The organism is Baekduia sp. (assembly GCF_035996765.1).
Taxonomy (GTDB): domain Bacteria; phylum Actinomycetota; class Thermoleophilia; order Solirubrobacterales; family Solirubrobacteraceae; genus Baekduia.
On record NZ_DASYJG010000026.1, the window covers coordinates 1 to 26,244 of the forward strand.

At 69.8% G+C, this 26,244-nt stretch carries 21 protein-coding genes; 10 read left to right on the forward strand and 11 right to left on the reverse strand.

Translation table 11 applies throughout. The features are described 5' to 3' along the window. Positions 1 to 40: 40 nt before the first annotated feature. Complete coding sequence (locus VGO10_RS05145) at positions 41 to 853, reverse strand: hypothetical protein (protein WP_327465848.1); 813 nt, start codon at positions 851 to 853, stop codon at positions 41 to 43. Between the two features lie 411 nt (positions 854 to 1,264). Here VGO10_RS05145 and VGO10_RS05150 point away from each other — a divergent pair, with 411 nt between their 5' ends. After that, on the forward strand, positions 1,265 to 1,678 hold the full coding sequence (locus VGO10_RS05150; RefSeq protein WP_327465850.1) for a hypothetical protein: 414 nt from the start codon (positions 1,265 to 1,267) through the stop codon (positions 1,676 to 1,678). A gap of 35 nt (positions 1,679 to 1,713) precedes the next feature. On the opposite strand, the gene VGO10_RS05155 is transcribed toward VGO10_RS05150, so the two are convergent. Next, positions 1,714 to 2,265 carry a dihydrofolate reductase family protein gene (locus VGO10_RS05155; RefSeq protein WP_327465852.1) on the reverse strand — a complete coding sequence of 184 codons (552 nt, stop codon included), beginning with the start codon at positions 2,263 to 2,265 and terminating at the stop codon, positions 1,714 to 1,716. A 157-nt stretch (positions 2,266 to 2,422) separates the two neighbouring features. Here VGO10_RS05155 and VGO10_RS05160 point away from each other — a divergent pair, with 157 nt between their 5' ends. Beyond that, positions 2,423 to 3,910: a glycine-rich protein gene (locus VGO10_RS05160; protein ID WP_327465854.1), complete on the forward strand. Its 1,488-nt coding sequence runs from the start codon at positions 2,423 to 2,425 to the stop codon at positions 3,908 to 3,910. A gap of 96 nt (positions 3,911 to 4,006) precedes the next feature. Then, positions 4,007 to 5,074 carry a DUF2855 family protein gene (locus VGO10_RS05165; RefSeq protein ID WP_327465856.1) on the forward strand — a complete coding sequence of 356 codons (1,068 nt, stop codon included), beginning with the start codon at positions 4,007 to 4,009 and terminating at the stop codon, positions 5,072 to 5,074. Positions 5,075 to 5,114: 40 nt separating this feature from the next. On the opposite strand, the gene msrA is transcribed toward VGO10_RS05165, so the two are convergent. Beyond that, positions 5,115 to 5,630: a peptide-methionine (S)-S-oxide reductase MsrA gene (gene msrA, locus VGO10_RS05170; RefSeq protein WP_327465858.1), complete on the reverse strand. Its 516-nt coding sequence runs from the start codon at positions 5,628 to 5,630 to the stop codon at positions 5,115 to 5,117. An 82-nt stretch (positions 5,631 to 5,712) separates the two neighbouring features. Here msrA and VGO10_RS05175 point away from each other — a divergent pair, with 82 nt between their 5' ends. Together VGO10_RS05175 and VGO10_RS05180 are read left to right on the forward strand one after the other, a co-directional pair. Continuing rightward, positions 5,713 to 7,476 (forward strand): hypothetical protein, encoded by a 1,764-nt coding sequence (locus VGO10_RS05175; protein WP_327465860.1) that lies wholly within the window; start codon positions 5,713 to 5,715, stop codon positions 7,474 to 7,476. Between the two features lie 161 nt (positions 7,477 to 7,637). Further along, positions 7,638 to 9,635, forward strand: coding sequence for an Ig domain-containing protein (locus VGO10_RS05180; protein ID WP_327465862.1), 1,998 nt, complete (start codon positions 7,638 to 7,640; stop codon positions 9,633 to 9,635). Between the two features lie 19 nt (positions 9,636 to 9,654). Here the strand turns inward: VGO10_RS05180 and VGO10_RS05185 are convergent, their stop codons facing one another. Next, positions 9,655 to 10,110: an ester cyclase gene (locus tag VGO10_RS05185; protein WP_327465864.1), complete on the reverse strand. Its 456-nt coding sequence runs from the start codon at positions 10,108 to 10,110 to the stop codon at positions 9,655 to 9,657. A gap of 112 nt (positions 10,111 to 10,222) precedes the next feature. On the opposite strand from VGO10_RS05185, the gene VGO10_RS05190 reads away from it, so the two are divergent. Continuing rightward, positions 10,223 to 10,804: a dihydrofolate reductase family protein gene (locus VGO10_RS05190; RefSeq protein WP_327465866.1), complete on the forward strand. Its 582-nt coding sequence runs from the start codon at positions 10,223 to 10,225 to the stop codon at positions 10,802 to 10,804. Positions 10,805 to 10,860: 56 nt separating this feature from the next. Here the strand turns inward: VGO10_RS05190 and VGO10_RS05195 are convergent, their stop codons facing one another. After that, a complete protein-coding gene (locus VGO10_RS05195; protein WP_327465868.1) occupies positions 10,861 to 14,625 on the reverse strand; it encodes a hypothetical protein in 3,765 nt (1,254 codons plus the stop codon). Then, complete coding sequence (locus tag VGO10_RS05200) at positions 14,622 to 18,539, reverse strand: NHL repeat-containing protein (RefSeq protein WP_327465870.1); 3,918 nt, start codon at positions 18,537 to 18,539, stop codon at positions 14,622 to 14,624. Before VGO10_RS05200 ends, VGO10_RS05195 begins: the two co-directional genes overlap by 4 nt. Before the next feature lie 484 nt (positions 18,540 to 19,023). Here VGO10_RS05200 and VGO10_RS05205 point away from each other — a divergent pair, with 484 nt between their 5' ends. After that, the gene (locus VGO10_RS05205; protein ID WP_327465872.1) at positions 19,024 to 20,553 is read left to right on the forward strand and encodes a hypothetical protein; all 1,530 of its coding nucleotides are present in this window, start codon (positions 19,024 to 19,026) and stop codon (positions 20,551 to 20,553) included. A 9-nt stretch (positions 20,554 to 20,562) separates the two neighbouring features. On the opposite strand, the gene VGO10_RS05210 is transcribed toward VGO10_RS05205, so the two are convergent. Both VGO10_RS05210 and VGO10_RS05215 read right to left on the reverse strand, forming a co-directional pair. Next, positions 20,563 to 21,795 (reverse strand): RNA polymerase sigma factor, encoded by a 1,233-nt coding sequence (locus VGO10_RS05210; RefSeq protein ID WP_327465874.1) that lies wholly within the window; start codon positions 21,793 to 21,795, stop codon positions 20,563 to 20,565. A gap of 6 nt (positions 21,796 to 21,801) precedes the next feature. Then, the gene (locus VGO10_RS05215) at positions 21,802 to 22,212 is read right to left on the reverse strand and encodes a YciI family protein (protein WP_327465877.1); all 411 of its coding nucleotides are present in this window, start codon (positions 22,210 to 22,212) and stop codon (positions 21,802 to 21,804) included. Between the two features lie 77 nt (positions 22,213 to 22,289). Here VGO10_RS05215 and VGO10_RS05220 point away from each other — a divergent pair, with 77 nt between their 5' ends. Continuing rightward, positions 22,290 to 22,433 carry a hypothetical protein gene (locus VGO10_RS05220; protein ID WP_327465879.1) on the forward strand — a complete coding sequence of 48 codons (144 nt, stop codon included), beginning with the start codon at positions 22,290 to 22,292 and terminating at the stop codon, positions 22,431 to 22,433. Here VGO10_RS05220 and VGO10_RS05225 read toward each other — a convergent pair. The 3 genes from VGO10_RS05225 to VGO10_RS05235 are packed head-to-tail and all read right to left on the reverse strand — an operon-like array spanning position 22,420 to position 23,957. Next, positions 22,420 to 22,899 carry a GNAT family N-acetyltransferase gene (locus VGO10_RS05225; RefSeq protein WP_327465881.1) on the reverse strand — a complete coding sequence of 160 codons (480 nt, stop codon included), beginning with the start codon at positions 22,897 to 22,899 and terminating at the stop codon, positions 22,420 to 22,422. The genes VGO10_RS05220 and VGO10_RS05225 overlap by 14 nt on opposite strands. Then, positions 22,863 to 23,210 (reverse strand): hypothetical protein, encoded by a 348-nt coding sequence (locus tag VGO10_RS05230; RefSeq protein WP_327465883.1) that lies wholly within the window; start codon positions 23,208 to 23,210, stop codon positions 22,863 to 22,865. The genes VGO10_RS05225 and VGO10_RS05230 overlap by 37 nt, the downstream gene beginning before the upstream one ends. A gap of 18 nt (positions 23,211 to 23,228) precedes the next feature. Then, positions 23,229 to 23,957: an alpha/beta hydrolase gene (locus VGO10_RS05235; protein WP_327465885.1), complete on the reverse strand. Its 729-nt coding sequence runs from the start codon at positions 23,955 to 23,957 to the stop codon at positions 23,229 to 23,231. A 105-nt stretch (positions 23,958 to 24,062) separates the two neighbouring features. Here VGO10_RS05235 and VGO10_RS05240 point away from each other — a divergent pair, with 105 nt between their 5' ends. Then, positions 24,063 to 24,950 carry a class I SAM-dependent methyltransferase gene (locus VGO10_RS05240; protein ID WP_327465887.1) on the forward strand — a complete coding sequence of 296 codons (888 nt, stop codon included), beginning with the start codon at positions 24,063 to 24,065 and terminating at the stop codon, positions 24,948 to 24,950. Between the two features lie 129 nt (positions 24,951 to 25,079). Then, positions 25,080 to 25,847, forward strand: a complete 768-nt coding sequence (locus VGO10_RS05245; protein ID WP_327465889.1) for a class I SAM-dependent methyltransferase — start codon at positions 25,080 to 25,082, stop codon at positions 25,845 to 25,847. Positions 25,848 to 26,244: the final 397 nt, after the last annotated feature.

Here is a 26,244-nt window from a genome sequence, read left to right on the forward strand (position 1 = left end):
CAGCAAAGCTGCCGCGCGCCCCAAACCGATTGTTGGAGCCCTACGCGGGCGACCCACGGTACCAGGTCACGGTGTAAGGATTCAGCGTGATGAATTGATCAGAGGTGCCTGCGAAGCAGCTGCTCGAGTAGAACAGCCAGTTGCCGTCTCCCGACGCGATCTGAGGATGTCGTGCCATGACCCACAGGCCGTCAGCCGTTGTGTATCGCCAAAGCAACAGCTCGCCCGCAGCATGCACCCACGTCGGACTTGCCGGGGCACTGTGCGGCACCCCAGGGTTGACGTTAGCGTAGGCTTGACAGTTTGTCGCTAGGTGCGCTGGGCTGCCGTCACTGCAGCTTGACGGTGGGCAGTTGCTGTAGTACATGAACGACGACAGCGCCGGATTCGTCGGACTGTTCAGGCAGTGGTTGTTGGGGTTGTTGTTGGCGAGAGGGCTGTTCGAGTACAGCAGCCATCCGCAATTGTTGAACTCGCTGACGAAGTCAAAGCCCCACGCGGCGTTGCCGTCTTGTCCGTGTTGATAGACGGTGGAACCTCCACGGCAATTCCCCACCACCAGGCCGCCAGGGATGTTGCGGATCGTTGCAAACCGCTGGTTCTGCGGCAACGTTCCGTCCGCGATGCTGCATACGCGCGTCGATTGGACAGCATTTGTCTGCATCTGACCCGGAGACCTGGGTGGCGCCACCAGGCTTAGGTGAGCGTCAGCGTACGCGCTGTAGTCAACGCCGGGCGGCGCTGGCGTCCCGACCTCGGGCGAAATCCATCCGGCCGGCGGCTTTCCGGGCGGCGGCGCCAGGTAAGCCGAGGCAAGCTCAGCGCGCGCCGTGCAGGCAACGAGCAACACCATGAGAAACGTCGCTAGCACGCCCACCCGCAGTCGCTGGGCGTGCTTGCCGTGGTCCGGGAACCACCTTGCATTGTGAGACAACTGGCCTCCATCAATTCGTTGGCAAATCGCTCAGCGTCAAGGGTCTCGTTCGCTACGACATACACTAAGAATAAGTAAGTTCTGTGTAGCTAAGACTCCAATCACTAGTGCTGAGCGATGATGAACCTACACAGCGACGGAGGACACGTCAATACACTGGACTCCCGATCCGCACCCTCCGCCTCACAGCCGCCGTCTGCCACTACCGCAGAGGAAGCGGTTCGCGATTTCACGAAGACCTACATCAACTGGAAACCTCCCAGCTGAAGAAGCTGATCGGCAAGGAGGGCGACGTCCCGCTCGACGACAAGCCGTGGCCCGGCGGTCGGCATGGCGAAGGTCCTGGGCCGCGACGCGGCGGGCAAGCCGATCCTCGGGCCGCTGGACGCCGCCGAGCGCGACTTCGTGATGCGCCGCTACGTCGATCGCAACGTCAAGGCCCGCGCGGCGGGCGTGACCACCGACCTCGCCGAGCACGGCGCGACGCTGATCATGGACGACGCCGACGCCGCCCACGCCGGCTTCCTGCTGCCGAAGTTCGGCCTGCCGTTCCTGCCTGAGGACGTCGGCATCCCGTTCCTGCAGCGCATCGCCAAGTTCGTCGCCCCCAAGGGCGTCTCCACCGAGCAGATGATCAAGGACATGCTCGCCGTCGTGAAGAAGGAGGGCGGCTTCGGCCAGCACGCCGTCGTGCTGACCAAGGACACGCGCTACCTCGGCGAGGTCCCGATCGCCCTCTGGTAGCGGATGTGGGTGGCGTACGGCGCGGACGGCCCGAGCTACCTCGGCACCAGGACCTGCGCGAGGGCTCCGCTTCGGAAGCGTTGCTCATCGACGACCTCGAGCTTCAGGTGCTCCTTGAGGTCCGCAAATGGGCTGCGGCCCGCACCGATCGCGATCGGGACCGTCGACAGCTGGAACTCGTCGACGAGGCCCAGGCGCGTCAGCGACTTGGCGAAGTCGGGACCACCATGGACCAGGATCGTGCCTTCGTCGTCCCGGGCCTTCAGGTCCGCGATGCCCGCGCTGACGTCGCCGAAGATCTCGGCCGGTCCCCATTCCGCCTTCTCGAGGGTGTGTGAGAAGACGGCCTTCGGCTTGTCGTTCATCGCCGTTGCGATCGGCCCCTCCGACGCGGCCCAGTGCGGGCCCATGATCTCGTAGCTGCGGCGGCCCATCGCGTGGACGCCGGCCTCCTGGAGCGCCCGGAGGCTCCGCTCGCTCGAGTCGTCGCCAAACCACTCGAACATCCATTCATGGGTCCCGTCGAGGGACGTGGCAAAACCGTCGAGGGACAGGACCATCTTGAGGACGACTTTTCTCTCGCTCATGACGGTAGAGACCCGCCCTCTCGCGGGAACTCATCGCTCGTTGGACGGGTTCGAGCGAAACGCAACCTAGGGCGGTCGCCTACGAGCCCCGACGAAGGCTGGACCCGTCTGGCGGGTCTCAAGGCGGACACGCGGATGGCCGATCGACCGGGACATCATGCCCCGACGCTCCTCGGTCCCGCTCGCCGTCCTCGGCGCGCTCCTGCTCGCCGCCCCGGCGGCGCACGCGACCGGCTTCCCGCAGGTCACCAACTTCAGCACCCCCGGGGCCGAGGCGGTGTACACCGTCCCGCTGTCGACGACCTCGGTCCACATCGACGCCATCGGCGGGATGTCCTACAGCCAGCACGGCGCCAACGTCTCGGGCGACTACGCGGTCACGCCCGGCGAGCACCTGTACGTCGAGGTCGCGGGCACCATCAGCTCGGACGGCGCCTGGAACGGCGGCGGCGCCGGCGGGGACTACTACGCCAGCGGCGGCGGCGGCGCCTCGGACGTCCGGCTGATCAGCGGCCAGGCCGACGTGATGGACCCGACCTCGCTGGCGTCGCGCATCCTGGTGGCCGGCGGCGCCGGCGGGCGCGCGTCCTATAACAACGAAGGCGGCGCGGGCGGCCTCGTCGCGGCGGCCGGCTTCGGCCCCTCGCCCGGCCAGCCGGGCACGTTGATGGGCCCGGGGCTGGGCGGCGGCGACGGTCACCCGGGCGTGGGCGCCCAGGGCGGCGCGGGCACGGCCAGCAGCCTGAGCGTCAGCGGCGGCGGAGGCGGCGGCGGGTACTTCGGCGGCGGGGGCGGCGGCAGCGACGAGAGCGGCGGTGGCGCCGGCTCCAGCTACGTGAGCCCCGACGTCGCCAACGGCGCGATCGGCACCGAGACCGGGTACGCCGGCGGCCACGTCGCGATCTCCGCCGGCCTGCCGGCCGTGGCCTACGAAGGCGCGCCGGACTTCGGCGACCACCAGCGGCTGGGCACGGTCGCGGCGCACTGGCTGACGCTGGTCGACCACGGCGCCGGGCCGTTCATCGTCACTGGTGAGATGACGGTCACCGGGCCCGACGCCGACGACTTCCTCCTTGGCCAGTCGACCTGCGACGACTGGACCGTGAGCTGCCGGGTCGCGGTCTTCTTCGCGCCCACCGACACCGGGGCACGCTCAGCGACGCTGACCGTTCCGACCGACGACCCGGCCGGGCCGCTGGCGATCCCGCTGAGCGGGACGTCGGTCGTCGACACGCCGAACGCGCCGGACGCGCCGGACGCGCCGGCGGCGGTCGCCTCGGTCGCCCCGGCGGCGGCGGTCGCCGCGACGCCGGCGCCGGCGGCGGCGACTCCCGTGACGCCCGCGGCCAAGGCCGCGACCCCGATGGTCCTCGCCACCTGCCACCCCGGCCTGCTGCACCGCCACGCGGCGCTGCGCTGCCGGATCGTCAACGTGCCAGCCGGAGCGACGCTGCCCGGCGGGCACCTGCAGATCGCGACGCTCGTCAACCGCAACGCCAACTACGGCTCCGGGACCGCGCGGGTCTCCAAGGACGTGACGCAGCTCCTGCTCACGCCGGCGCGCCACATCGCGCCGGGCCGCTACTCGACGCTGACGCTCAAGCGCGGCAAGACGGTGGTCAAGACCGCCGTCGTCATCGGCTGACGACGGCGGCCTGACCCCCTCCGCCAAGCACACCGACATCGCTGTGCGTCTGAGCGTCTGACTTCGTGGTCTCGGGGCGCGGTTAGGCTTCGCCTCATGAGCGATTTCCTGGTCCGCCGAGACGACCTGCGGACCTGCCGCGTGGCGCAGTCCGCCACGCCGGAGCTCGAGGAGGGTCAGGCGCTGCTACGGGTGCAGCGGTTCGGCCTGACCGCCAACAACATCACCTACGCGGTGTTCGGCGACGGCATGCGCTACTGGGACTTCTTCCCCGCGCAGGACGGCTGGGGCCACGTGCCGATGTGGGGCTTCGCGGAGGTCGCGTCGAGCCGGGCCGAGGGAGTCCAGGAGGGTACGCGCGTCTACGGCTACCTGCCGCCCTCGACGCACCTGGTCGTGACGCCGGCCGGCGCCGACGAGCACGGCTTCGTCGACGCCGCGCCGCATCGCAAGCCGCTGCCGTCGGCCTACCAGCGTTACCTGAGCACCCCCACGGATCCGTTCTACACCGACGACACCGAGGCGCTGCAGATGCTGCTGCGCCCGTTGTTCTACACGTCGTTCTTGATCGATGACACCCTGGACGACGACGGCCGCACCGATGCAGGCCCGATCCTCATCTCCAGCGCGTCGAGCAAGACATCGCTGGCCGCGGCGTTCCTGCTGGCCCAGCGGTCGGGCGTCGAGATCATCGGGTTGACGTCGAGCCGCAGCCGCGCGTTTGTCGAGGGCCTCGGGATCTACACCCACGTCGTGGCCTACGACGAGGTCGGCGGGCTCGACGCCGGCCCGGCGACGTTCGTCGACGTGGCGGGCGACGCTGAGGTCCGGCTCGCCGTCCACTCCCACTTCGGCGACGCGCTCGTCGCGAGCGTCGTCGTCGGTGCGACCCACTGGGAGGAGCTGGCGCCCGGCGCGACGGGCCTTCCGGGCCCGGCGCCGCAGTTCTTCTTCGCGCCCGATCGCATCACCAAGCGTGGCACGGACTGGGGTCCGGCCGGCCTCAACGACCGCGTCGCCGCGGCGTGGCATCCGTTCCGCGAGTGGGTCGCCGGCTGGCTGGAGCCGATCGAGGGCGAGGGCTTCGACGCCGTGCAGACCGCCTACCTCGCCGTCCTCGCCGGCCACGTCGACCCCGCCACCGCACACGTCCTCACCATCTGAGAACGGCCCACGTGCGACCGTCGGGGAGCAAGCCCCGTCGTCAGGCGGCGGGCTCGCGGTGCGGCAGTTTCCAGCCCGGCCGCGGGAAGTGGCAGGTGTACCCGGTGGGGAAGTTCTGGAGGTAGTCCTGGTGCTCGGCCTCGGCCTCCCAGAACGGGACAGCCTCGCTGACCGCGGTCACGACCTTGCCGGGCCACAGGCCCGAGGCGTCGACGTCGGCGATCGTGTCCTGCGCGACCCGACGCTGCTCGTCGCTGAGGTAGAAGATCTCGGACCGGTAGCTCGAGCCGAGGTCGTTGCCCTGACGGTCCTTGGTCGTCGGGTCGTGGATCTGGAAGAAGAACTCCAGGATGTCGCGGTAGGAGATGCGCTCGGGGTCGAAGACGATCTCGACCGCCTCGGCGTGCCCGGGATGGTTGCGGTAGGTCGGGTGGTCGTTGCTCCCACCGGTGTAGCCGACCCTCGTGGCGATGACCCCGTCACGCGCGCGCAGGAGCTCCTGGACACCCCAGAAGCAACCGCCCGCGAGGATCGCCGTCTCGGTGCTCTCGCTCATCGTCGTCTCCTTGCTCCGAAGCCTCGTGTGCGGCCTAGTCTGACGCATGATCGCGCGTGCCCTCAGCGGTAGGCTGCTCGGCATGAGCGCGTCCTCTGCTCGATCGGTGCTCGTGGCCGTCGCCGGCGTGCTCCTCGCGACCGTCGCGACCGCACACGCGGATCCGGTCTTCACGCCCGCGACGCCCATCGGGGCGGGCGAGGCCAACGCCTACCGGCCGACGGTGGCCGCCGACGCGAAGGGCGACGCCGTCGCGGTCTGGAGCGAGGACGCGGGTGGCGACACCGAGGTCGTTGCCAGCACCCGCGACGCAGACGGACCGTTCTCTGCGCCGAAGGTGCTGTCGATCCCCGGCGACTTCGCCTACACCCCGACGGCCGTCATCGATGCGACGGGCAACGCAACGGTGGTCTGGGGCGAGGCGCTCGGTTCCGGAGGCGTCGACAGCGTCGAAGTCGCCGACCACCCTGCCGGCGGGTCGTGGAGCGACGCCCAGACCGTCGCCCCCGGCAACCCCGAGGGACTCGCCGTCGACCCCGCCGGCGACGAGTTGCTCACGTGGACCGACGGCTCGCTCGCGGCGAGCAACCTGCGCGTGCAGTACCGCCACCATGGCCAGCCGTTCGCACTCGGAACGACACCGCCCGCGGTCGAGACCGACACCTACGGCAGCACGATCCTCCCGGCGCTCGACCACACCGGCGCCGGCATCATCGCGTGGACCCACGACACGGTCGTCAACTACCCGAACATCGAGAGCCACATCGAGGCCGCGCGGGTCTCGAGGGAGGGCACCGTCGGCGCGCCGCTGCCGCTCACCCCGATCCATGCCTCGGCGTTCGCACCGGCGCTGGTGCTCGCCGACTCGGGCTTGGCCACGGTCGTCTACGCCTACGGAGACACCTCCAGCGGACCGAAGAGCTTCCACGCCAAGACCCTCGCGGCCGACGGCACGGTCGGAGCCGACCAGGCGCTGTCAGACACCGGTGCCGGCATTGCCGCGCTGGCCGTCGACCCCAGTGGAGATGTCACCGCGGCGTGGACGCGCAACGTGTCGGGGACGACACAGGTCGAGCAGGCGACCGCGCCGACGACGCAGGCATTCTCCCAGCCGCCGACGGTGCTCGACACGGATGCTGCCAACAGCGGACCGGCAGTCGCCGTCGCACCCAACGAGCAGACGCTGATCGCCTGGGGCCACGACGGCTCGCACACCGCCGGTGACACCAACGCCGGCACCGAGCGGGCCGTGTTCCGCGCGGCGGGCGCCACCGCGTTCGGTCTGCCGCAGACGCTCGGCATCGGCAATGACCAACCGTCGGCCGCCCTCGCCTGCCAGGACGACGCAATCGACGTCTTCCGGACCATTCCCTCCCAGCAGCCCTACCCGATGTCAGCTGCGACGACGATCGACCCGGCCCACCACGGGCCTTCGCCGTGCGCGGTCGCGGCGTCGACCACGACGCCACAGCCCACCGCCGCGACGCCGCCGGCCGCCTCGCCGCCGGCACCGGTCGCCGCCTCCCACAAGGCGACGCCGCACTCGGCAGCGCTGTCGATCGGCAAGCTCGTCGTCTTGCCCTCGGCGCAGCGCTGCGTGAGCCGCCGGCGCTTCAGCATTCGCCTGCGGGTGCCGAAGGGCTCCCCGGTTGTCTCCGCCCGCGTGGTCGTCAACGGACACAGCGTCGGAGTACGCAAGGGCAGCCGCCTGCGCTCGACCGTCAACCTGCGCTCGCTGCCGAAGGGCCGTTTCAGCGTCAAGATCACGCTCACGCTCACCGGCGGCAAGACCCTGACCGAAGCACGCCATTACCGCACCTGCACGCCGCGCCGCCACGGCCATTGACGAACCGCTCGATCTCTCCGGCCATGCCGCCGGAGGCCGCAGGACCTCGGCAGCGTGCGTCTCGCGCCGATAGGATGTCGACGCGTTTTCGAGGTCGAAGGGGTCGTGTGATGATCGGAACGGAAGGGCATGGCGTGGACGCCACAAGGAGCATGAACCGAATGGTCAGGCGTGTCATCGCTTGCTTGGTCGTCGCCGCGACAGCGTCAGTGCTCAGCGGCGCCGGTCCTGCCGCCGCCGGCCCGATCGGCTACGACGCGACGCACACGCAGACCATCGACGCCGGTCACAGCTTGAACGGCGTCTCCTGCGTGCCCGCGACGACGACCTGCGTCGCCGCCAACAGCCAGGGCAACGCCCTCTACGCGACGAACGTCAGCGCGACCTCGGCGGCGACGTGGAGCTCGTGGAGCGGCCCGGGGACGAGCCCGAGCTGGGCGATCGAGTGCCCCGCGATCACCCTCTGCCTGCTGGCTGCCGACACCGTCAACGGCGGCGGCAGGATCTACCGCGCGACCTCGCTCGGAGGTACCTTCTTGACGTCCTTGAGCCCGGGCTTCGGCGTCAGAGCCATCTCTTGCGCATCGACCTCGTTCTGCGCGAGCGCGCAGGGAGGCGGCAACATCCGCTTCACCTCCAATCCGTCCGCTGCTTTCAGCTGGGCGCTGACGGGCGTCACCGGCGAAGGCGGTGATCTGCAGGACGTCTCCTGCCGGTCCTCGTCGTTCTGCGTGGAGGCCGGCAGCCAGGGCTACGTCTACGTCGCCACGGAGGAGATCACCGACGAATCCCCATGGACCTCGACCAACGTCGACGGCACGACCGCCCTGCGCGGCGTCTCCTGCATCTCGACGACATCGTGCCTCGCCGTCGACGGCAGCGGCGACGTCCTCCACCTCGCGATCGACGCCGATGGCGCGGCGACGGCCTCCCGGCAGCCCGTCGACGGCGCGGATGGGCTCGTCGCGGTCGACTGCACGGGTACGACCTGCGCCGTCGCCGACAGCCACGGTGGGATCTTCGCCTCGCCGAATGCGGGCCTTGATTGGATACAGCGCTACAGCGGAGGCGGCGGGGTGACGAGCGTGTCGTGCGCGTCGGCGTCGCTCTGCGCAGCGGTCACCGCGACCGGCGACGTCACGACGTTCACCCCCGAGTCCGACGTGCCCCCGCTCGTGCTGACCAGCGGCGCGCTGCCGCCGGGCGCCGTGGACGCGCCCTATGACGCCCAGGTCGTCCAGGCCGCCGGTGGAACCCCGTCATACCAATGGTCAGCGACCGGCCTGCCGCCGGGCCTCGTGATCGACCAGGCGAGCGGCGAGATCTCCGGCACGCCGATGACCGCGGTGTGCGTGCAGGCACCTTGTCCGCAGCCAGCTGCCACCTACACGCCCACCATCACGGTGACCGACAGCCATGGCACGCAGGCCTCGTCACCGCTCACGATCGCGCTGGCGGCCAGGATCTCTGCGTTGAAGGTCACCACCACAGGCGGCGGTTCCGGAGCGGTCGATTCCAGCCCGGCCGGGATCACCGCCTGCGGGACGTCGGCCGGTGCCTGCGAAGCCTCCTACGACGACGGCACCGTGGTGACGCTCATCGCGCACCCGGCCGCCGGCTCGGAGTTCACCGGTTGGTCGGAGGGCTGCTCGGGTGCGGGTGCGTGCCAGGTCACGGTCGGAGCCGGTACGACGCCGACCGCGCGTTTCGAGAAGGCGCCGCCGGCCGGTCCGGGCCCGCCGGCCAATCCGGGCCCGCCAACCGATCCGGGCCCGCCGATCCCTCCGCCCCCGCCGGTCCGCGCACACCTCCTGATCAAGCACCTGGGCGCAACGTCCGTCCGGACGCGATGCGCCGTTGGATCGGCAACCGTCGCACGATCGCACCGGCGGGTCTGCACCAAGCTGGCGATCACGGTCGAGGGCACGATCGCCAAGGAGGCCCGGGGCACCGTCAGCATCAAGCTCAGCGCTCGCGTGCATGGGCGATCGAAGACCCTGACCCAGCGAGCGCGGATCCTCAACGGTCGCTGGCAGCTGCGGATCCTGCTCTCCGGGGTCGCCCACACCCCCAAGGCGACCATCTCCGTCAGCACCCGCTTCGCCGGGAGCACGGGCGTTGGGAGCGACCAGGCCACCCGTCGCGTCAGGGTCCCGTAGACGCGCAGGAGCGCGCGGTCTATCCGCCGATGGCGCCCTTGGGCACCTTGACCCGCCCGCGCGCGATGTCCACCAGGACCGCGAGGGTTCGCCAGACGCCGAGCGCGCGTGGGAGGGCGAGCGTGTCGGAGAACGCGTGGTCCTCGATGATCCGCCCGTTGCGGATGCGGCTGATGACCATGCCGTGCAACACGACCCGGCGGCCGCGATTGGTCCCGTACAGGGTCCATCGGCTGGCGACCCGGTCGCCTTCGGTGACTTGCTCGTCGACCTCGAAGCGCAGCGGGCTGAACAGCGACTGGTAGAACGCGATCGACTCCCGGCCCTCGTCATGGCCGCGGAAGACCATCCCGTTGACGTAGTCCACGAACTCCTCGTCATAGAACTCCGCGATGCGGTCAAGACGGCCCGCGCAGACGTTCTCGATCGCGTCGCGCGCGATCACGGTCTCAACGGCCGGCGTCTCGGTCTCCATAACACCCGACCCTACCCCCCAGCGACGCACGAGCGGTTCAGGGCGATGAGTCTCGCCGCAGCTTGCCGTCTTGAGGTTCAGACCCGATTCGACCGCAAGCGAGGAGCGCATCATGGCCGCGACCTACACCTTCGACATCTTCTCCAGCCTCGACGGCTTCGGCTCTGTCGACGGCGGCGACTGGGGCGGCTACTGGGGCAAGCAGGGCCCCGAGCTGCTCGACCACCGCCTCGCCTCGTTCGACACGCAGCAGCGGATGGTCTTCGGAGCCAACACGATCCGGCTGTTCGCCGACATGCTGGCCGACAGCACCGAGGAGTCCGAGGTGCGCGACCCGTGGGTCACCCGGATGTGGAACATGCCGGCCACGGTCGTGTCGTCAACGCTGGAAGGACCGCTGGACTGGCCCGACGCGACGGTCGTCAGCGGTGACGCCGTCGACGTCGTCGCCCGGCTCAAGGAGGAGTCCGACGTGCCGCTGCGCTCACACGGCAGCCTGACGCTCAACCGCGCGCTGATGGCCGCCGGTCTGGTCGACCGCGTCCAGGTCACGCTCTTTCCCGTGATCACCGGACAAACCGGGACGGACCCGATCTTCCAGGGCGCCGCCGACTTCGACCTCGAGCTGATCGAGAGCCGGACGCTCGACGACAACATCAAAGAGCTCGTCTACCGGCCCACCCTGCACGCCTGAATCCGTCCAGCGGGTCGGCGAGGCGGGCGCCGGTCGACCGGCGCCCGCCCGCGCTGCTACTTCTTGGCCTTGGTCCCGTGGATGACCAGGGTCTTATGGGCCGTGATCGCCTTCTTGGCACCCGCCGGGGTGAACGTCACCGTGATCTTGACCTTGACGTCGCGATGGCGGGCCAGCGTGCGCTTGGCTGCCGCGGTCAGCTTCGGCGCCAAGCTGACCGTCGTGGCGTTCTTGATCGTCCGACTGGTCTTGTTGATGCCTTTGCCCGACACCGTGACCTTGCCTGCCCCGATCCCGCCGACTGTCAACTTCAGCGCCGTGGCGCCGTGGCTGGCGGCCACCACCCCTAGCCCGCATGGGGTGCCCATCATGATGTCGGCGTCGGCCTGCTTGCCGTTCTGACCGTCGACCTGCTGGCGGGCGATCTGGGTGGCCTTGCAGACATCGGCATCGGAGACGGCCAGGATGCCGTGCTTGCCACCGTCGACCTTGAGCTCGAACCGCGAGACCGGGGCATCCGGGATCGCCTCGAACGTGGTGACCAGATGCTTGTTGTCGGGCACCGCGCTGGTCCCCGTCAACGTCAGCCGCAGCCCGTTCTCGCCGACCAGGGGGACGACCAGCTTGGGCAGCGTCTTGATCTGCCGGCCCGTCTTGGCATCGATCCTGATGTTCTTGACGAAGTACACGGGCCCCGTCAACGGCTGGTTGAGAATCGGGGTGACCGCCGTCGCCGACCCCACGATGCTCGTCGCCGGACACGTCGGAACCACCTTGGAGCCATCGACGAACTCACACAGCCCCTGCGCGTTGTCGGGATCCAGCGCCAGCGACAACGGCAACCGCACCTCGACCTTCTTGAGGTTGGCCTGCCCACCAGCCTGGGTCAGCACCGCATCCACACCCGGATGCTTGCCGTCGGTCGTCTGCCCCTTGCCCGTCAACGACAACGCCAGCTTCGGCTTGAGCTCCAGACTCCCACACCCGGCGGCCGCGAACGGCGAGCTCACCGCAGCGGTCGCACCCTGAGCCGAGCCCAGCGTTCCCGTGACCGCCTTGGGCGTGCAGTCGGTCGGGTTGAGCATGAACCCCGGCCGGTCGATCGCCACCGTCACCGTCCGCACCCGCAACGGGATGCCGGCGTCGATCGTCGGCAGCGGATCCGACGTCACCGTCACATGCGCATCGATCGGATCGACGCACACCGACTGGCGCACGACGATCGTCGGCAATGCCAGCGCGCCCGTGAACGGCCCGGCTTCGACGGGCACCCGGACCGCCAGGCCATAGGGACAGCCCTTGTAGCCCTCGGTGAGGTAGACGTCACCCTTCTTCTGCAACACGAACGGGTCGCCCGACCCCGCAGACGCATCGGCCGAGCCGATCCGCGACGCCGCCGGGCAGGTGCCGGCCGCGGCGTCGGCGCTCCCGCACAGCGGGATGCCCCTGACGCTGGCCAGCAGGCCGGTCGGCAGCTGCGCAGTGAGCCCTTGCAGCCATTGCTCGCCGTCGGTGCGAGCGAAGTTGAAGCTGAACGTTCCGCTCCCACCTGCTGCCGGCGACGACATCCCCGCCGCGAGCGTCGGATGGAACCCGAACGAGCAATCGCCACCGACCGTCACCGCCGTCGACTGCGTGACCGCCGCGCTCCCGCTCCACGGCGTCAACGTCGCCGTCGAGGCCGAGGTCTGACACTGCTGGGGCATCGCCAGGATCCCGCGCGAACCGCCCTTGAACGTCACCTTCAGATCGGTGAACGGCAACTTGGGGTTGTTGTCGAACGTCGCCGTCAGACGACCCGTGAGCGGGTCGGCCACGGCGCTGCCGGGCAGCTTGATGCTCACGCCGTAGCGGTCGTTGCGGGCGACGATGAACAGCCGGAACATCTCTCCCGACGTCGGATCGGTCGACTTCGGGGTGCCGAGGTAGACGTCCCCGGTCACCCGCTGATCCAGTAGCGGCGTGTCGATGGTCGCCGTCCCGATCTTCGATCCGTCCGGACAGGTCGACGCATCGAGGCTGTTGATCCCGACCTGGTCGTCAGAGCAACCGTCGAGGCCGGTCGCCGCCGACGGGTTGACCGACACGCCCTCGGGCAACTGCACGACCGCCTTCTTCAGCGAGGCCGTCGCCAACTGACTTGGATCGGCGAGCCCGTCCTGCGGCACGGAGATGTCGACATCGAGCCCGGACGCCGAATCCGCCAGCGACGAGGTCGGGGTGACCGAGACCGACGGTTCGAACGGAACCTGGTCACACCCCGTGACCGCCGGCTGCACCGCCGACACCGTGTCGAAGACCCCAGGGCTCTGCCACGAGTTGATGCTGAAGCCGACGACCGGCGCAGCGAGCGCCTCGGCGGGGCAATCCGTCGGGTTGCTCAACAACGGCCGCGCCGGCACGGCGGTGCTGGGCTTCGGAAAGAACGAGCAAAGCGAGACGATGACGCAGCGCTGCGTGTCGTGGGCGGCCGCGGCCGGGGTGCCCCAGATCGTCACGGTCGCGCCGTAGATGACGAACGGCGCCTGCGATGTGTTCGGCGCGGTGATCGTGACGCCGTAGTCCCCGCCGCTGCGCACGCTCGCGACCAGCGGCACGTTGAGCGTGGCCTGGTTGAACGCGAACTCGGCCGGGCTCCCGACCGGCGGCGTGTCGTTGAACAGGGCGCCGATGTCCGTCTCCACGCCGAACCTGTTCAGCAAGGTTCCCGCCACCCCGACGATCGTGTCGGTGCTGCACTCGTACGTGCCACCGGTGATCGGGCAGCGCGGCGTGACGAGCGGGTTGCCGACGAAGCCCGGCGGCAGGTCCACCTTGATGTCGCGCGGGTCACCCGCGGGCACGACCGTGTCCTTGGTCCCGAGCACGGTGTTGACCAGGAACATGGTGGTGGCGCTGTAGGGGTGCGCGCCCGCCTGGGTCTCGGCGTTGCCATCGGCGTCATAGGCGCCGGCGACGAACGCCGCAACGCCGGCCGATGCGGGCCTCGAAGAGCCGGTGATCGCCTCGTCGTAGGTGGCCGAGCCGGACGCGCCGCCGCCGGAGATCGACAGGTGCGCCGTGTCGGTGCCCGGCGTCGAGGGGCTGCGGAGGATCGGGGCCTTGATCGGTCGGGCCACCGCGCTCGGGGCCACGGCGTCCGTGCTGGTGCACGTGAACGAGCTCTGCCCCGCGGTCGCCGGGGTGCAGCTCCAGCCCTGTCCGCTGGGCACAGCTGACGTGGTGATCCCCGACGGCAGCGTCACGGTCGCCGTGACCGTGCCGGAGCTGGCGACGCCGCCCACGTTGATCGCGTAGACCGCGATCGTGCTGAGGCCACCGGCGCCACCGTCTGTCGGCGTCGAGACCGTCGCGCTCGGACTTCCGAGGAACCGGGCCAGCAGACCGGGATCGGAGGTCATCTGCGCGACATCCTCATCGGCCAGACTGCCACCGAACGCGATCGTGTACGGGCTCGTGCCACCGAAGTCCCCAGGACCTCCCGCGACGGTGACGGTGCCACCGGCAGCGCCGATCGAGGAGACCGCCTGCAGCGCCGACTGCACCGCAGACGGCGTCGCGTCGTACGGGATCGCGTCGGTGGTCTGGCCGCCGAAGGTCAGCGTGAAGGTGCCGCCGGTCGCGTCGACGGCGACCTGCTGGGTCTCGCTGTGGGTCAACGGCACGTTGGTCGGCCCGGTCGCCCCGAGGATCTTCCACCCCGGAGAGGCCGCCTGCGCGACCTGCGCACCGGCACAAAGCACAACCAGGCTGGTCAGGATCACTGTGAACGTGGAGCGCCGTGCGAACGTCAAGAAGTTCTCGAGCATGGTTGTGGTCACCGCGCCTTTCGGTTGACACCGACAGAGACGGTGGCTCGTCGTGTGGAGTGAGTGAGCTTCAGCGTCTGCGTCACACGATCGGCCGCCTTGGAGAAGCTGACCGAAAGCGCGACGGTCAGCTTGTGGGTGCGGATCAGCTCGCGCCGAGCCGTCGACGACAGCTTGAGCTTGAGCGTGACCGAGCCCGCCTTGACGCCCGTGGCCTTGGCCGACAGCACGGTGACCTTGCGCTTCTTGATCGTGCTGGTGCCAGCGACCTTGATCGTGCCGGGCACGTTGATCGTCGCCGTCGCCGTCACCGTCTTGCCCGCCGCAAGCGACGTCCGCTGCGCGGCCGTCAGCGGTCGCACGCTCAGCGTGCCACGCGGCGCCGGCAGGGTGTTCCCGTTCGCACCTGGCGAGAGCGTGGTCAGCGACGGCGCCGTGGCCGGGCTGCCCGACCCTTGGCACTTGTCGGTCAGCGCGTCACAAGGCACCACCGGCGGCGGCGGGCCCGGAAGCCCACCACCGACCCGGATGTCGTAGATGTCGGCACGCAGGTCGGTGTCGAACGGCGCGAGCTGGGCGTTGGTCCTGATGAAGACGTCGTCACCGCTCGTGCTCGCACCGACGAACGTCAGCCCTTGGTTGATGGGACTGACGAACGTCGGGCCTGACGCGAGCAGCGAGACCACTCCGTCCTCCCACTGGTACACGTTCACAGCTCCCTGCACGGCCCCAGACGCAAGCACGTCGGGCATCGTGAAGAACACGCGCTTGCCATCGTCGCTGAGCGTCCGCGGCGGGGCGAGCGGCGTCCGGGTCAAGCCTGCGGACTCCTCGAGGGGCGCCGCGGCTCCATCTTCGGTGGCCGGCGTGCCGACGGAAGGCTCGCCGTCGGAACGGCAGGAGACGCAGACCGTCAGCCCGGAGTCGGCCGAGTAGCGGTAGGCCTCGGCAACGCCGCCGCTGTCGTACCCGACGACGTTGGCACTCGAGCTGAACAGCAGGTTCCGGCCGTCAGGCGTCACCCGCGAGCGCCACTCCCCGAAGCTGGCACCCGAGATCAGCGCGCCCGACGCGTTCTCCGTCGTGAACCGATCATGGCCCAGGTCGCTCTGGTTGAGCACGCCGACGAACGTCGTCGTCGTGCCGTGGGCGCGGTAGATGTTGTAGGTCTGCTCGGCGGCGTTGGCCGCGTACGTCTTGCCCTGCTCGGAGACGAGCTGGCCCTGGGCGGCGAAGTAGACGCTGGAGGCGTCGTCGGAGGCGCCGAGCACCCCGGCGACCGTGGCGCCGTTGCCATCGGCCGAGTTGGCGTCGGCGGACAGATCGGTGAGATCACCGGTCTGCACGTCGTAGTCATAGAGGTCGCACGCCGCCTTGGTCACCTGCGTGCAGTCGGCGGTCGTCGGCCCGGCGCTCGACGTGGTCGTCAGACCGTAGTTGGCCAAGAAGAGGACGTGATCCCCCGTCTTCGAGGCCAGCTGATACGCCGCACCCTGGGTGATGGTCCCCGTCTTCGACTGAGACACGTCAACCGTGCTCTGACCGTTCTCACGCAGGAAGAGCGCCGTCGTGCCGGCATCGCCGCCCGCGTTGCTCGTCGCCGAGAAGAAGACCCTCGTGCCATCCGTGGAGACGGCGTTCCAGCTGCTGCCGCCGTCGTCGTTCTGGTAGCCCACGCTCGCTCCGCCAGCCACGGTGCCGTCAGGCAGCACAGCCACGTTGCGGAGGCTGCCCGCTGACCACTCGTAGAGGCCGCTCGCGCCGACCCCCGGGTACTGGTACCTGGAGCTGAAGACCACTCGGCTGCAGTCGGAAGCCGCTCCTTCGACCGTGTACGGGAAGATCCCCCCGGTGGCGTCAAGATCGGAAGGCGCCTGGTTCGTCAAGACCGTGTAGGAGCCATCGGCGTTGCGGCGAAACAGGTTGGGGTTGCCGGCCGCGACCATCGACGGCGGCGCATCCGCCGTCAACGGCTCGATGCTCATCACGACCCCGCAGGAGAGATCCGGCGAGAAGTACTGATAGGTGCCCGTCTGCGGCGATTTGTCTCCGTTGGCGTTGTCGCGCACGGGGATCAACGCCGGCGGCGTGAGCTGACTGGAGACCCAGCTCGACGCGCCGCGATCTGCGCGGTAGCGAACGGGGCCTCCTGCGGTCGCATCCGGCAGCCCCAGGCTGAGCGAGTAGACGAGCTGGTTACCGTCCGGCGTCACCTGATAGTGCACCTCGTTGTCGATGAAGTCTCCCGCGTAGGCGACCGGGCCCTTGTCGGCGGGCGTGACCATCTCGTAGGCACGGCCGTTCGGCAGCCCTGATGTGGTTGACACACTCGCAAGCGTGACGAACGGGCGGTCCGAGCCGTTGGTGGTCTGGACCGTGTTGGTCGCGACGACGCGAACGTGGTACTTCGTGCTCGGCTCCAGGCCGGTGAGGGCCTGACTGACGTCGTGCGCCGTGAGGTCGGATCCGATCGGGGCGCTCTCGGGGGTCTGCACGGTGGCGGCGTTGGCGAAGCCGCCGGTCTGGAAATGCGCGTCATCGACGTACTCGACGTGGTAGGTCGTGGCGCTGCCCCGCGGATTGACCTGCGCGTTGAACGTCGCGGCGCTTGACGTCAGATGAGAGATCGAGCTGCCCGTCACGGTCGGGCCGCCCGCGGTCGAGAACGGCGCGTCCGCGCCGTCGCTGACGCCGGCGGCGTTCGCGGCGACGAGCTTGAAGTGATAGTCGGTGCTGGCATCCAGCCCGCTGACGTCGGCATGGACCGAGACCGGTCCTGTGCCCGTGCCGATGTCACCCGCGGTCTCGGCGCACGGAACGGATTGCCCGTAGGCGATCGTGGCTCCGTACGCGAAGTGGCAGTCGGTGACCGACGTGCCTTCCGGATCAACCGTGCCGTTGAGCGTCAAGCTCGACGCCGTCGGGGCGGTTGCCGCGCCCGTCGTGACGGTGACCAGCGTGGCGGGCGCGCCGAACACGTGCACCGATTGGTCGGCGGAGTCGGAGACGTACGCCTGGCCGGTGGCGCCGTGGACGGCGATGCCCGTCGCGCCCGACAGATCGTCCTGGCCGAAGGTGAGGACCGGCGCGCCGGCCGCGTCGTACTCGCTGACGTGGTCCCGATGGACCGCGAACACGTGGTCGGTCGCCGGATCGACCGCAACGGCAGAGGTCCCGTCGAAGTCGATCACGCCCTGGAAGGCCCCGGAGGAGTCGTACTTGACCAGCAACCCGCCGAAGAGCGCGACGTACAGGTTGTCGTCGGAGTCGAAGGCGATGTGGCAGGGGCTGCCCTGACCGGAGGTGTCGATGGTGGTGCCCGTCGCGACCCCGGCGGCGTCGTACTCGATGACGCGTTGGCTGGTGTAGTCAGAGATCCACACGTGTCCGCCGGAGTCCACGGCGATGCCACACGTGTCCGCCCCTGGGAGCGTGATCTTGCGGATGTAGGTGCCGTCGGCGTTGAAGGCGAAGGCGGTGGCGCCGAACTCCTCCATGACATAGAGACGCCCGTCGGTGGCCGTGCCCGAGTTGTCGACGGCAAGGTCGGAGTCGGCGGAGATGTTGAAGGTGACCGGACCGTCGGGGCCGGTGACGTGGCTTCCGTCCAGCGACGAGGTGGACAGCGCCGAGAAGTCCTGCGCGGCGCCGCTGGCGTCGAACTTGTCCACGACGCTGCTGCTGGCGTCGATCGCGTACACGGTCCCGGTCGACTCGTGGATCGCAAGGCGCGCCAGGGTGCCGAACGCGCCCGCATCGGACCCGGAGCCGTCGAAGCTCGAGATCTGCGAGCGCACCTGGGCTGCGAGCGCCGGCGTGACGAGCAGGGCGACGGCCCCACTGGCGAGGGCGAGGACGAGGAGCAGCCTCGAGAGCCGGCGTCGCCGCGGCGCGCCATCGGTCGGCGGCTTGCGCAAGATGGCCATCAGTGGGAGACCTCCGTTGAAACAGCTTGTGCCTCGGCAGGGCGAGACAAGTTCAGGGCGGCACCCTCGGCGCCGCGGTTGGGCGGCTGCATTTGCGCACCAGCGATCACGGCCGCGTCAGCGGCCGTGTCCATCGTTCCTAGACCCACAACATCTCCTCCAGCAATGTGCCCTAGGCCGACCCGACTCCGGCGGAGCTCGACCTAGGCCTCCCGCTTCACAGCCGACCCCCTGCCGCACACGACAGGTACATGGCTGTTTCTCGAAGCTGAACGCAATGTAACGCCAACGTTTCGGCAAAGTCAAGTATGAGATGCGCGGGCTCCGACGGACCAGCAACCCATCGGGGCACCGCGCACGTTCCCCATCAGCGGCACCACCGGCACATGCCGGGCCGCCGACCGTCTGAACCCAGCGATCGCACGCCATCCCCGGCTGTCCGTATAGGCCTCCGCAGGCGCACCGCGCCATAAGCTCCCGCGCGATGCCGATCACCCGCTCCTGCCATCTGCTGCTCGCGCTCCTCGCAGCGCTGGCGCTGCTCGCGGCGCCCGCGGGCGCCGCGACCAAGCCCATCCTGCACGGCACGCTGAGCCGGTGGCCGACGCCGGCCAAGAACGTCTTCGGCGCGGTGACCGCGGTCGACGCCAACTCCGGCGCCATCGTCGCGACGGTCGCGGCGCCGAAGGGCCGCTACCGGTTGGCGCTGCCGACCGGCACATACATCTTGATCGGGCGCGCGAGCGACCTGCGCCGCGGGCGCTCGCGGTTCCTGTCCAGCAACGTCGTGGCGCTCGGCAAGCGCGACCAGACCGTGGACCTGCCGGGCGACCCGCCGCTGAAGGCCAAGCGCGCCGCGCTGCGCGCGGTGGCACGGGCAGCCGCGACCGGCGACGGGAGCGTCGGGATCGGCGGGATCCCCGTGACGACCGCCACGGGCTCTGGCATGCACGGCGGCAACGCGATCGACCCGCTCGTCCAGGGCCTGCTCCCCGAATGCCAGAGCAGCAAGGAGAAGCTGCTCGACATCTCCAAGCAGGTCACCGAAGCCCGTGCGCGCGAGCAGCAGTGGTCCGACGACGGCCGGACCGAGACGCGGCTCACCGTCGACCAGTCCCAGCCCGACCGCGTCGTGACCGGCAAGGTGACCGTCGACGCCGACGGCAAGCCCATCGTCGACATCACGGTCACCGACGGCAAGACCGGCGCGGTCATCGACCACATCCGGACCGCGGGCGACAAGGACAGCAGCATCGACGACGTCGGGGACCTCCTGCGCCGCGTCGGCCACGGCGTCGGGCAGCGCGACTGCAAGCCGGACCCGCAGCCGCCCGCTCCGACCCCGCCGGGTCCGACGACGCCCGCGCCCACGACGCCCGTCCCGCAGCCACCGGCCCCGACGCCCTCCGGGCTCATCACCATCACCTACTCCGGGTCAGAGGACGCCACCAACACCCTGTACAACGGCGCGGTCGTGCAGACCTTCCACGCCGACTGGTCCGAGTCGCGCACCGCGACGCGCGACGGGTGGGCCGTCGGCGCCACGCAGTGGACGTTCTCGCGGCTCAATGGCTCGCTCAGCTCGGTCCGCGACAACGGGCCCTCCTGCAGCGCGACGCTCAGCCCGCCGGCCGCGCCCGACCAGTACTACAACACGACGACGGTCTTTCCGCCCCCGCTCACCGGAACCGCCCCCAAGACGTGGTACGTCCAGACCGGCGGCGTCCCGGGATGGGGCACGTTCCTGGTCTCCAGCGACACGACAGACGGGAGCGACTGCGCGTACTACCGCCTGTTCTTCTTCGAGCCGCCCGAGGCCCTCTCGCAACCGGGCGACGCGTTCGACCAGCAGTGGTACGACGCCTGGGCACCCAGCGTCAACCTGCCCGACGACCCGTCGGTCACGCTCCCCGTCAACTTCCAGCACACCTTCAGTTCGGACTGCGGCGGCGGTGGCCAGACCTGCACGCTGGACGTCAACCTCCAGAGCACCATCACCCTGTCGAAGGGCTGAGCCGCCCCGTCACAGCGCGGCCGCCCGTGCGCGGGCCGCCTGACGAACCAGGTGGTCGCGCTCGGTGACGTCCGTGGCCCGGCGGGCAGCATCCGCGTAGGCCGTGGCGGCGGCAGGGAGATCGCCGCCCAATTCGTGCAAGTGGCCGCGGACGGCGTGCCAGCGATGACGATCGCCGAGCACTTGATGTAACCGATCGGTCTCACGCAGCCCGGCAGCAGCGCCGAGCGCGTGGCCGACGGCGACCGCGCGGCCGAGCACCGCGGCGGGGTCCTGGTGCACCGGGTCGTCGGTGAGGGCGACGAGGTCGTCGTACCAGGCGAGGATCTGCGGCCAGTCGGTCTCCTCGGCGCTTGCCGCGTCGTCGTGCAGGGCGGCGATCGCAGCCTCGATTTGATAGCGGTCGGGGCGCCGTTCGTCGGTCTGCATGGCGAGCGCCGACTGCAGGACGCGCACGCCCTCGGCGATCTCGCGGGCGTCCCACAGGCCGCGGTTCTGCCGGTCGAGCGTGACGATCCGGCCCTCGGCGTCAAAGCGCGCCGGGAGGCGGGCGTGGTTGAGGAGCATCAGCGCAAGCAGCCCGCGCGCCTCCGGCTCCTCGGTGGCGAGGGTGAGCTGGCGGGCGAGCCGGATCGCCTCGCCGGCCAGATCGATCCGTCCCCCGGTATGGCCGGTCGTGTAGACGAGGTAGAGCACGCGCAGGACGACGGCGAGGTCGCCGGGTTGGTCCAGGCGCCGGGCGGGCGGGCCAGCAATCATGCGCTTGGCCCGGCTGATCCGCTGGGCCATCGTCGCCTCAGGGACGTAGAAGGCGTCGGCGATCTCGCGGGTACTGAGGCCGCCGACGGCGCGCAGGGTCAGCGCGACCTGGGAGGCGGGCGCGAGGTCGGGGTGACAGCAGCAGAAGAGCAGGAAGAGGGTGTCATCGCCCTCGGCGCCGAAATCGGCCCCGCCCACCCCGGCCGACCGCGGCTCGGCGTGGTCGGCCTCCTCGCGCCGGTGACGCGCGGCCTCGCTGCGGCGGGCGTCGACGAGCCGACGGGTCGCGACCGTCACCAGCCACGCCTGCGGGTCGCGCGGCGGGTGCTCGGGCCACACCCGCAAGGCCTCCAACAACGCCTCCTGCAGCGCGTCCTCGGCGGCGTCGAAGTCCTCCCCGCGTCGGACGAGGCTCGCGAGCACCCGCGGGACGAGAGCGCGCAGCGCGCCCTCGTCCAGCCCTCGCGTCGGCTCGCCGGTCACGCCGGGTCAGTCGTCCGAGGACGACCCGGACATGATCTCCCTGACGTCGATCCACTCGTACAGCGGCCCCCCGCCAGGGCCGGGCTCGGAGGAGACGTAGGCCGCGACCTCGAGCGCGCGCTCGCGCGACTCGACGTCGATCATGTACCAGCCGGCAATCAGGTCGCTGGTCTCGGGGTGCGGACCGTCGGTGGTGACGGGCGCGGCGTCCGGGCCGCCGTAGCGCACCCAGGTCTGCGCGGGCGTGAGCGCCTGCACGCCGACGTACTCGCCGTTCTCCTTGAGCTGCTCGCTGACGTTCCTGAGGAAGGCCATGTGCGCCTCCACGTCCTCGGGGGCCCACTGGTCCATCGGGGGGAAGGGATGATGCGGCTCCGGGCCGCCGCGGTAGTGCTTGAGGAGCAGGTACTTGGGCATGGTGGTCTCCTGGTGTCGTGGGCCGCGCCTGTCGGGGCCGTTCACGTGGTGAGCGGAGCGGGTCGGAGTTTCTCGACATGGAATCACTCATCGAGTTCCGAGACCGTCGCGCCACGGGTCTCCGAACGACGGCGACGACGACGACGACGCTGACGGTCATCGTCACGATCGCCGGGAACAAGACGACCATCACCAAGCACGTGAAGCTCAAGCGCCGCTGAGCTCGCCGATCGCCGGCGACTCATATTCGACGATGGTCGTGCCGAGATCCGAGAACCCGATGCGCCGGTAGAGCTCCGCACCCATCCCAGAAGCGCCGAGCCATGCTGCACGAGCGCCGAGCTCGAATCCGGCGCGAGCGGCGGCGCGCGTCAGGGCATCGCCAAGACCGCGTCGCCGAGCACGCTCGACCGTCGCGACGTAGAAGACCCCGGCGACGCCGTGACTGACAAGCGTCATCGCACAGGACGCCGGCGCGCCATCGACGTACGCAACGAGCGCCGCGACGTGCGGTACGAGGATCGTGCGGTCGTGGAACAGCAAGCCGGCTCGCTCGCGCTCGCCCGGGTCATCGTTGGCTTCGGCGACGACCCTTCCGTAATCAAGGACATGGTCCGGCGTCGACACGACGCGTACGTCGATGTCCTCGGTCAGCGGCGACAGGTCAGGTGACGTGTGGAGGGCCATCGGACGCTCGGTCCACGCCGGGACGTACCGACGGCGCGCGCGGCGCGCGCGAGATCGATGTCATCGGGCTCGCGGACGAGCACGATGTGACCACCCTCGGATGCGTCGAAGAACTCCCCGGCGCGGCGCAACGTCGTGGCGGCATCGACACCCGGGTCCATCCGGATCGCAACACGCAGGTAGTTGCTGGGTCCCGCGACGAACAGCAGCCCGTCCTGCTCGTGGATCAGGCCACCCGACCAGCGGACCATCTCCCGCCACAACTCCTCCTCATTGAGCATGGCGCCACGCGCCACGTCAGCGGCAGTCATGTCCGCCAGCGGCGCGGATCAGGCCCCGATACCGGCCACGGCGGCCAGGATCGCGTCGATGGTGACCTGAGGATGCGACACCATCGAGACGTGTGAGCCCGGCGCCTCGCTGATCGTTGCGCCTGCGCGTTCTGCCATGTGGCGTTGCGTGTCCGGCGGGATGACCCGGTCCTCGGTGCCCACCACCGCCCAGCTCGGCAGGCCCTTCCACGCCGCCGCGCCGGACGCCGTGGTGTTGGCACTCAACGTGATCGGCCGCTGACCCGCCACGATCAGCCAGCGATCCGCTTCGGGCAAGTCCTGGGCAAACGAGTTGTGCACCGTGTCGGGCTTCAAGAAGGCCTCCGCGTCACCGTCGGGTCCGCCGGGGTAGCCGACGATGTCGAGCACGGTCGTCGGATCGGGCACGTCCAGCGCCGACCCGGAACCTCCCAGGATCTGGAACACGTTCTCGCCCTCCTCGGGGACGAACGCGTCGACGTAGACCAGCGCTCGCACGTCACCACCGTCGGCTCCGGCGTTGGTGATGACGAAGCCGCCGTAGGAATGGCCGACGAGGACCACGGGACCGCTGGTGCGCTGTGCGAGGAACGAGGAGATGTACGGCCCGTCGATCGCCACCCCTCGCAGCAGGTTCGTCGGGGCGAGCACGGTGAAGCCTTGACCTTGCAGCTCGGTCGCTACGGCATTCCAGCTGGACGCGTCGGCCCATGCTCCGTGAACCAGGACGATGGTCGGCTTCGGCATGTCTGCCCCTTATGAGGTTGTCGTGGCGTTGGCGGTGCCCGGGAAGCAGCGTACCGCTGGCCGCGCCCCTAGGAACGGCTCTCGGGTCGGCGTATATTCGGTGCCATGGCTGACAAGGTCTACGTCGATAACAACGAGGCGACGGCCGCCTGGAACACGGTGCTCTTCGACCGCTTCAGCCAGTATCGGCACATCTTCGTGGTGGCGCTGAAGCGGTTTGGTGATGTCGCGATCGCCGGCCAGCCTCCGCGGAGCGGTGACCGGATCCTCGACATCGGCTGCGGCTTCGGCGACACCGCGCAGCAGCTTGCGTCTGTCGCAGGGCCCGAGAGCCACGTCGTCGGGGTCGACGCCGCCGAGCGCTTCATCGAAGCGGCCCAGGAGGAAGCGGCGGCGGCCGGCGTCGAGAACGTCGAGTTCCGCGTTGCCGATGTGCAGACCGAGGCGCTGAGCGGCCCTTATGACTACGCCTTCGCACGCATGGGGACGATGTTCTTCGCCAACCCCGTCGCAGCGATGCGCAACGTCCGCCAATCGCTGCGCCCGGGCGCCACGCTCGTCATGGTCGTCTGGCGGCGCAAGCTCGACAACGAGTGGATGTATCGCTCCGAGGAGGTCGTCGATCGCCACGTGCCCAAGCCCAACGCCGAGGAGTCCGAAGCGTTGACCTGCGGCCCGGGCCCGTTCTCGATGGCCAACGCCGACACGACCGGCGACGTCCTCAAGGCCGCCGGCTTCGAGCAGATGACGTTCCGCCGTGTCGACATCGACATGTTCGTCGGCCAGGACCCCGCGGAGGCCGTCGAGGTCGCCCTTGCGCTCGGGCCCGCCGCCGAGACCGTCCGGCTGGCCGGCGACGACGCCGACCGCGTCCGCCCGCTGATCGAGCAGGACCTGCTCGCGCTCGCCGGCGAGTACCAGACCGCGGCGGGCGAGATCGTCGCGCCGGCGTCAGCCTGGATCGTCAGCGCTCGCGTGCCCGACGCGGGCTGACCCGACGACTGTTACGCTCCAGCTCCCCACCGGTGCGGTCGGCCGGCGGTGTGCTCTTAGATGCCCGATAACCGCACGTCCGCTCATCGATCGAGGAAGCTGCGCTGGTGGATCGAGGACGCGGTCCCCGTGGTCGGCATTCCTGCGGCGCATGCCGCCCTCGCGCTGACGCGTGGGCGTTACCGCGACGCGGTCCGGCGTGAGCGCGAGATCGCCCGCCGCCTCTCGCCGGACCAGACCGTGCGCCAAGGCCCCTTCGCCGGCCTGCGCTACGTGACCGACGTCTCGGTCTCACCGCTCCTGCCCAAGCTCGCCGGCACCTACGAGCTCGAGGTCGCCGACGCGACCGAGGAGCTCATCGCGGCGACGCCGGACGTCGTCATCGACCTCGGCTCCGCTGAGGGCTACTACGCGGTCGGCCTGGCGCGCCGGCTTCCCGAGACGCGCGTGGTCGCGTTCGACACCCGACGCTCGGCCCGCTGGCTGACCGCGCGGATGGCCGCGGCCAACGGCGTCCGCGTCGAGGTTCGCGGCACGGCGACCCACTCGGCGATCCAGGAGCTCTGCGTCGGCGCCGACGCCCCGCTGGTGATCTGCGACATCGACGGCGCCGAGGACACCATGATCGACCCGACCCGGATCCCCGGCCTCCGCCGCGCAGCCCTCCTGATCGAGACACACGACGCCTACGTCGCGGGGGTCACCGACCGGCTGGTCGACCGCCTGTCCTCCACCCACGAGATCCAGCGCATCGCGATGCGGTCACGGCCACCCGAGCTGCTGCCCGACCTCCCCGTCGACGACGCCCGCACCGCGATGGACGAGCACCGCCCCGACCAGCTGTGGCTGGTCGCGCGCCCGACGAGGACGAGCGGGCGCTCGAGAGGGCGGGACTGACGCGCGTCACGTCGGTGACTCCTTATGTAGATCATGTTGCCCACTGGCCTAGACGGCTGGCGGACGCCAGGAACGCGCGCTAGGCTCCGCGGCACCTCAGTTGACCGGCAGTCTGACCCGAGCCAGGATCAGCCGCCACCGGTCGGTCGAGGTGAGCGAGCGGAGCTCGCCCAGCACCACCAATTCCCGCATCGGGCCCGAAGATCGCTTCGGGCCCGGCGTGGTTCTGGGCCGTGGACGATTGCCGTCGTTTGGGTTCGCTGGCGAACGATCTCGAATTCAAACGATGTTGTGTACAGATTGCGGGCGACGCCTCGTATATCCATTCGACAGCGCCAGACGCTGTCGCTACGCTTCGCCGTGAATTGGTGCCCGCTGTGGCTCCGGGAGGGTGAGA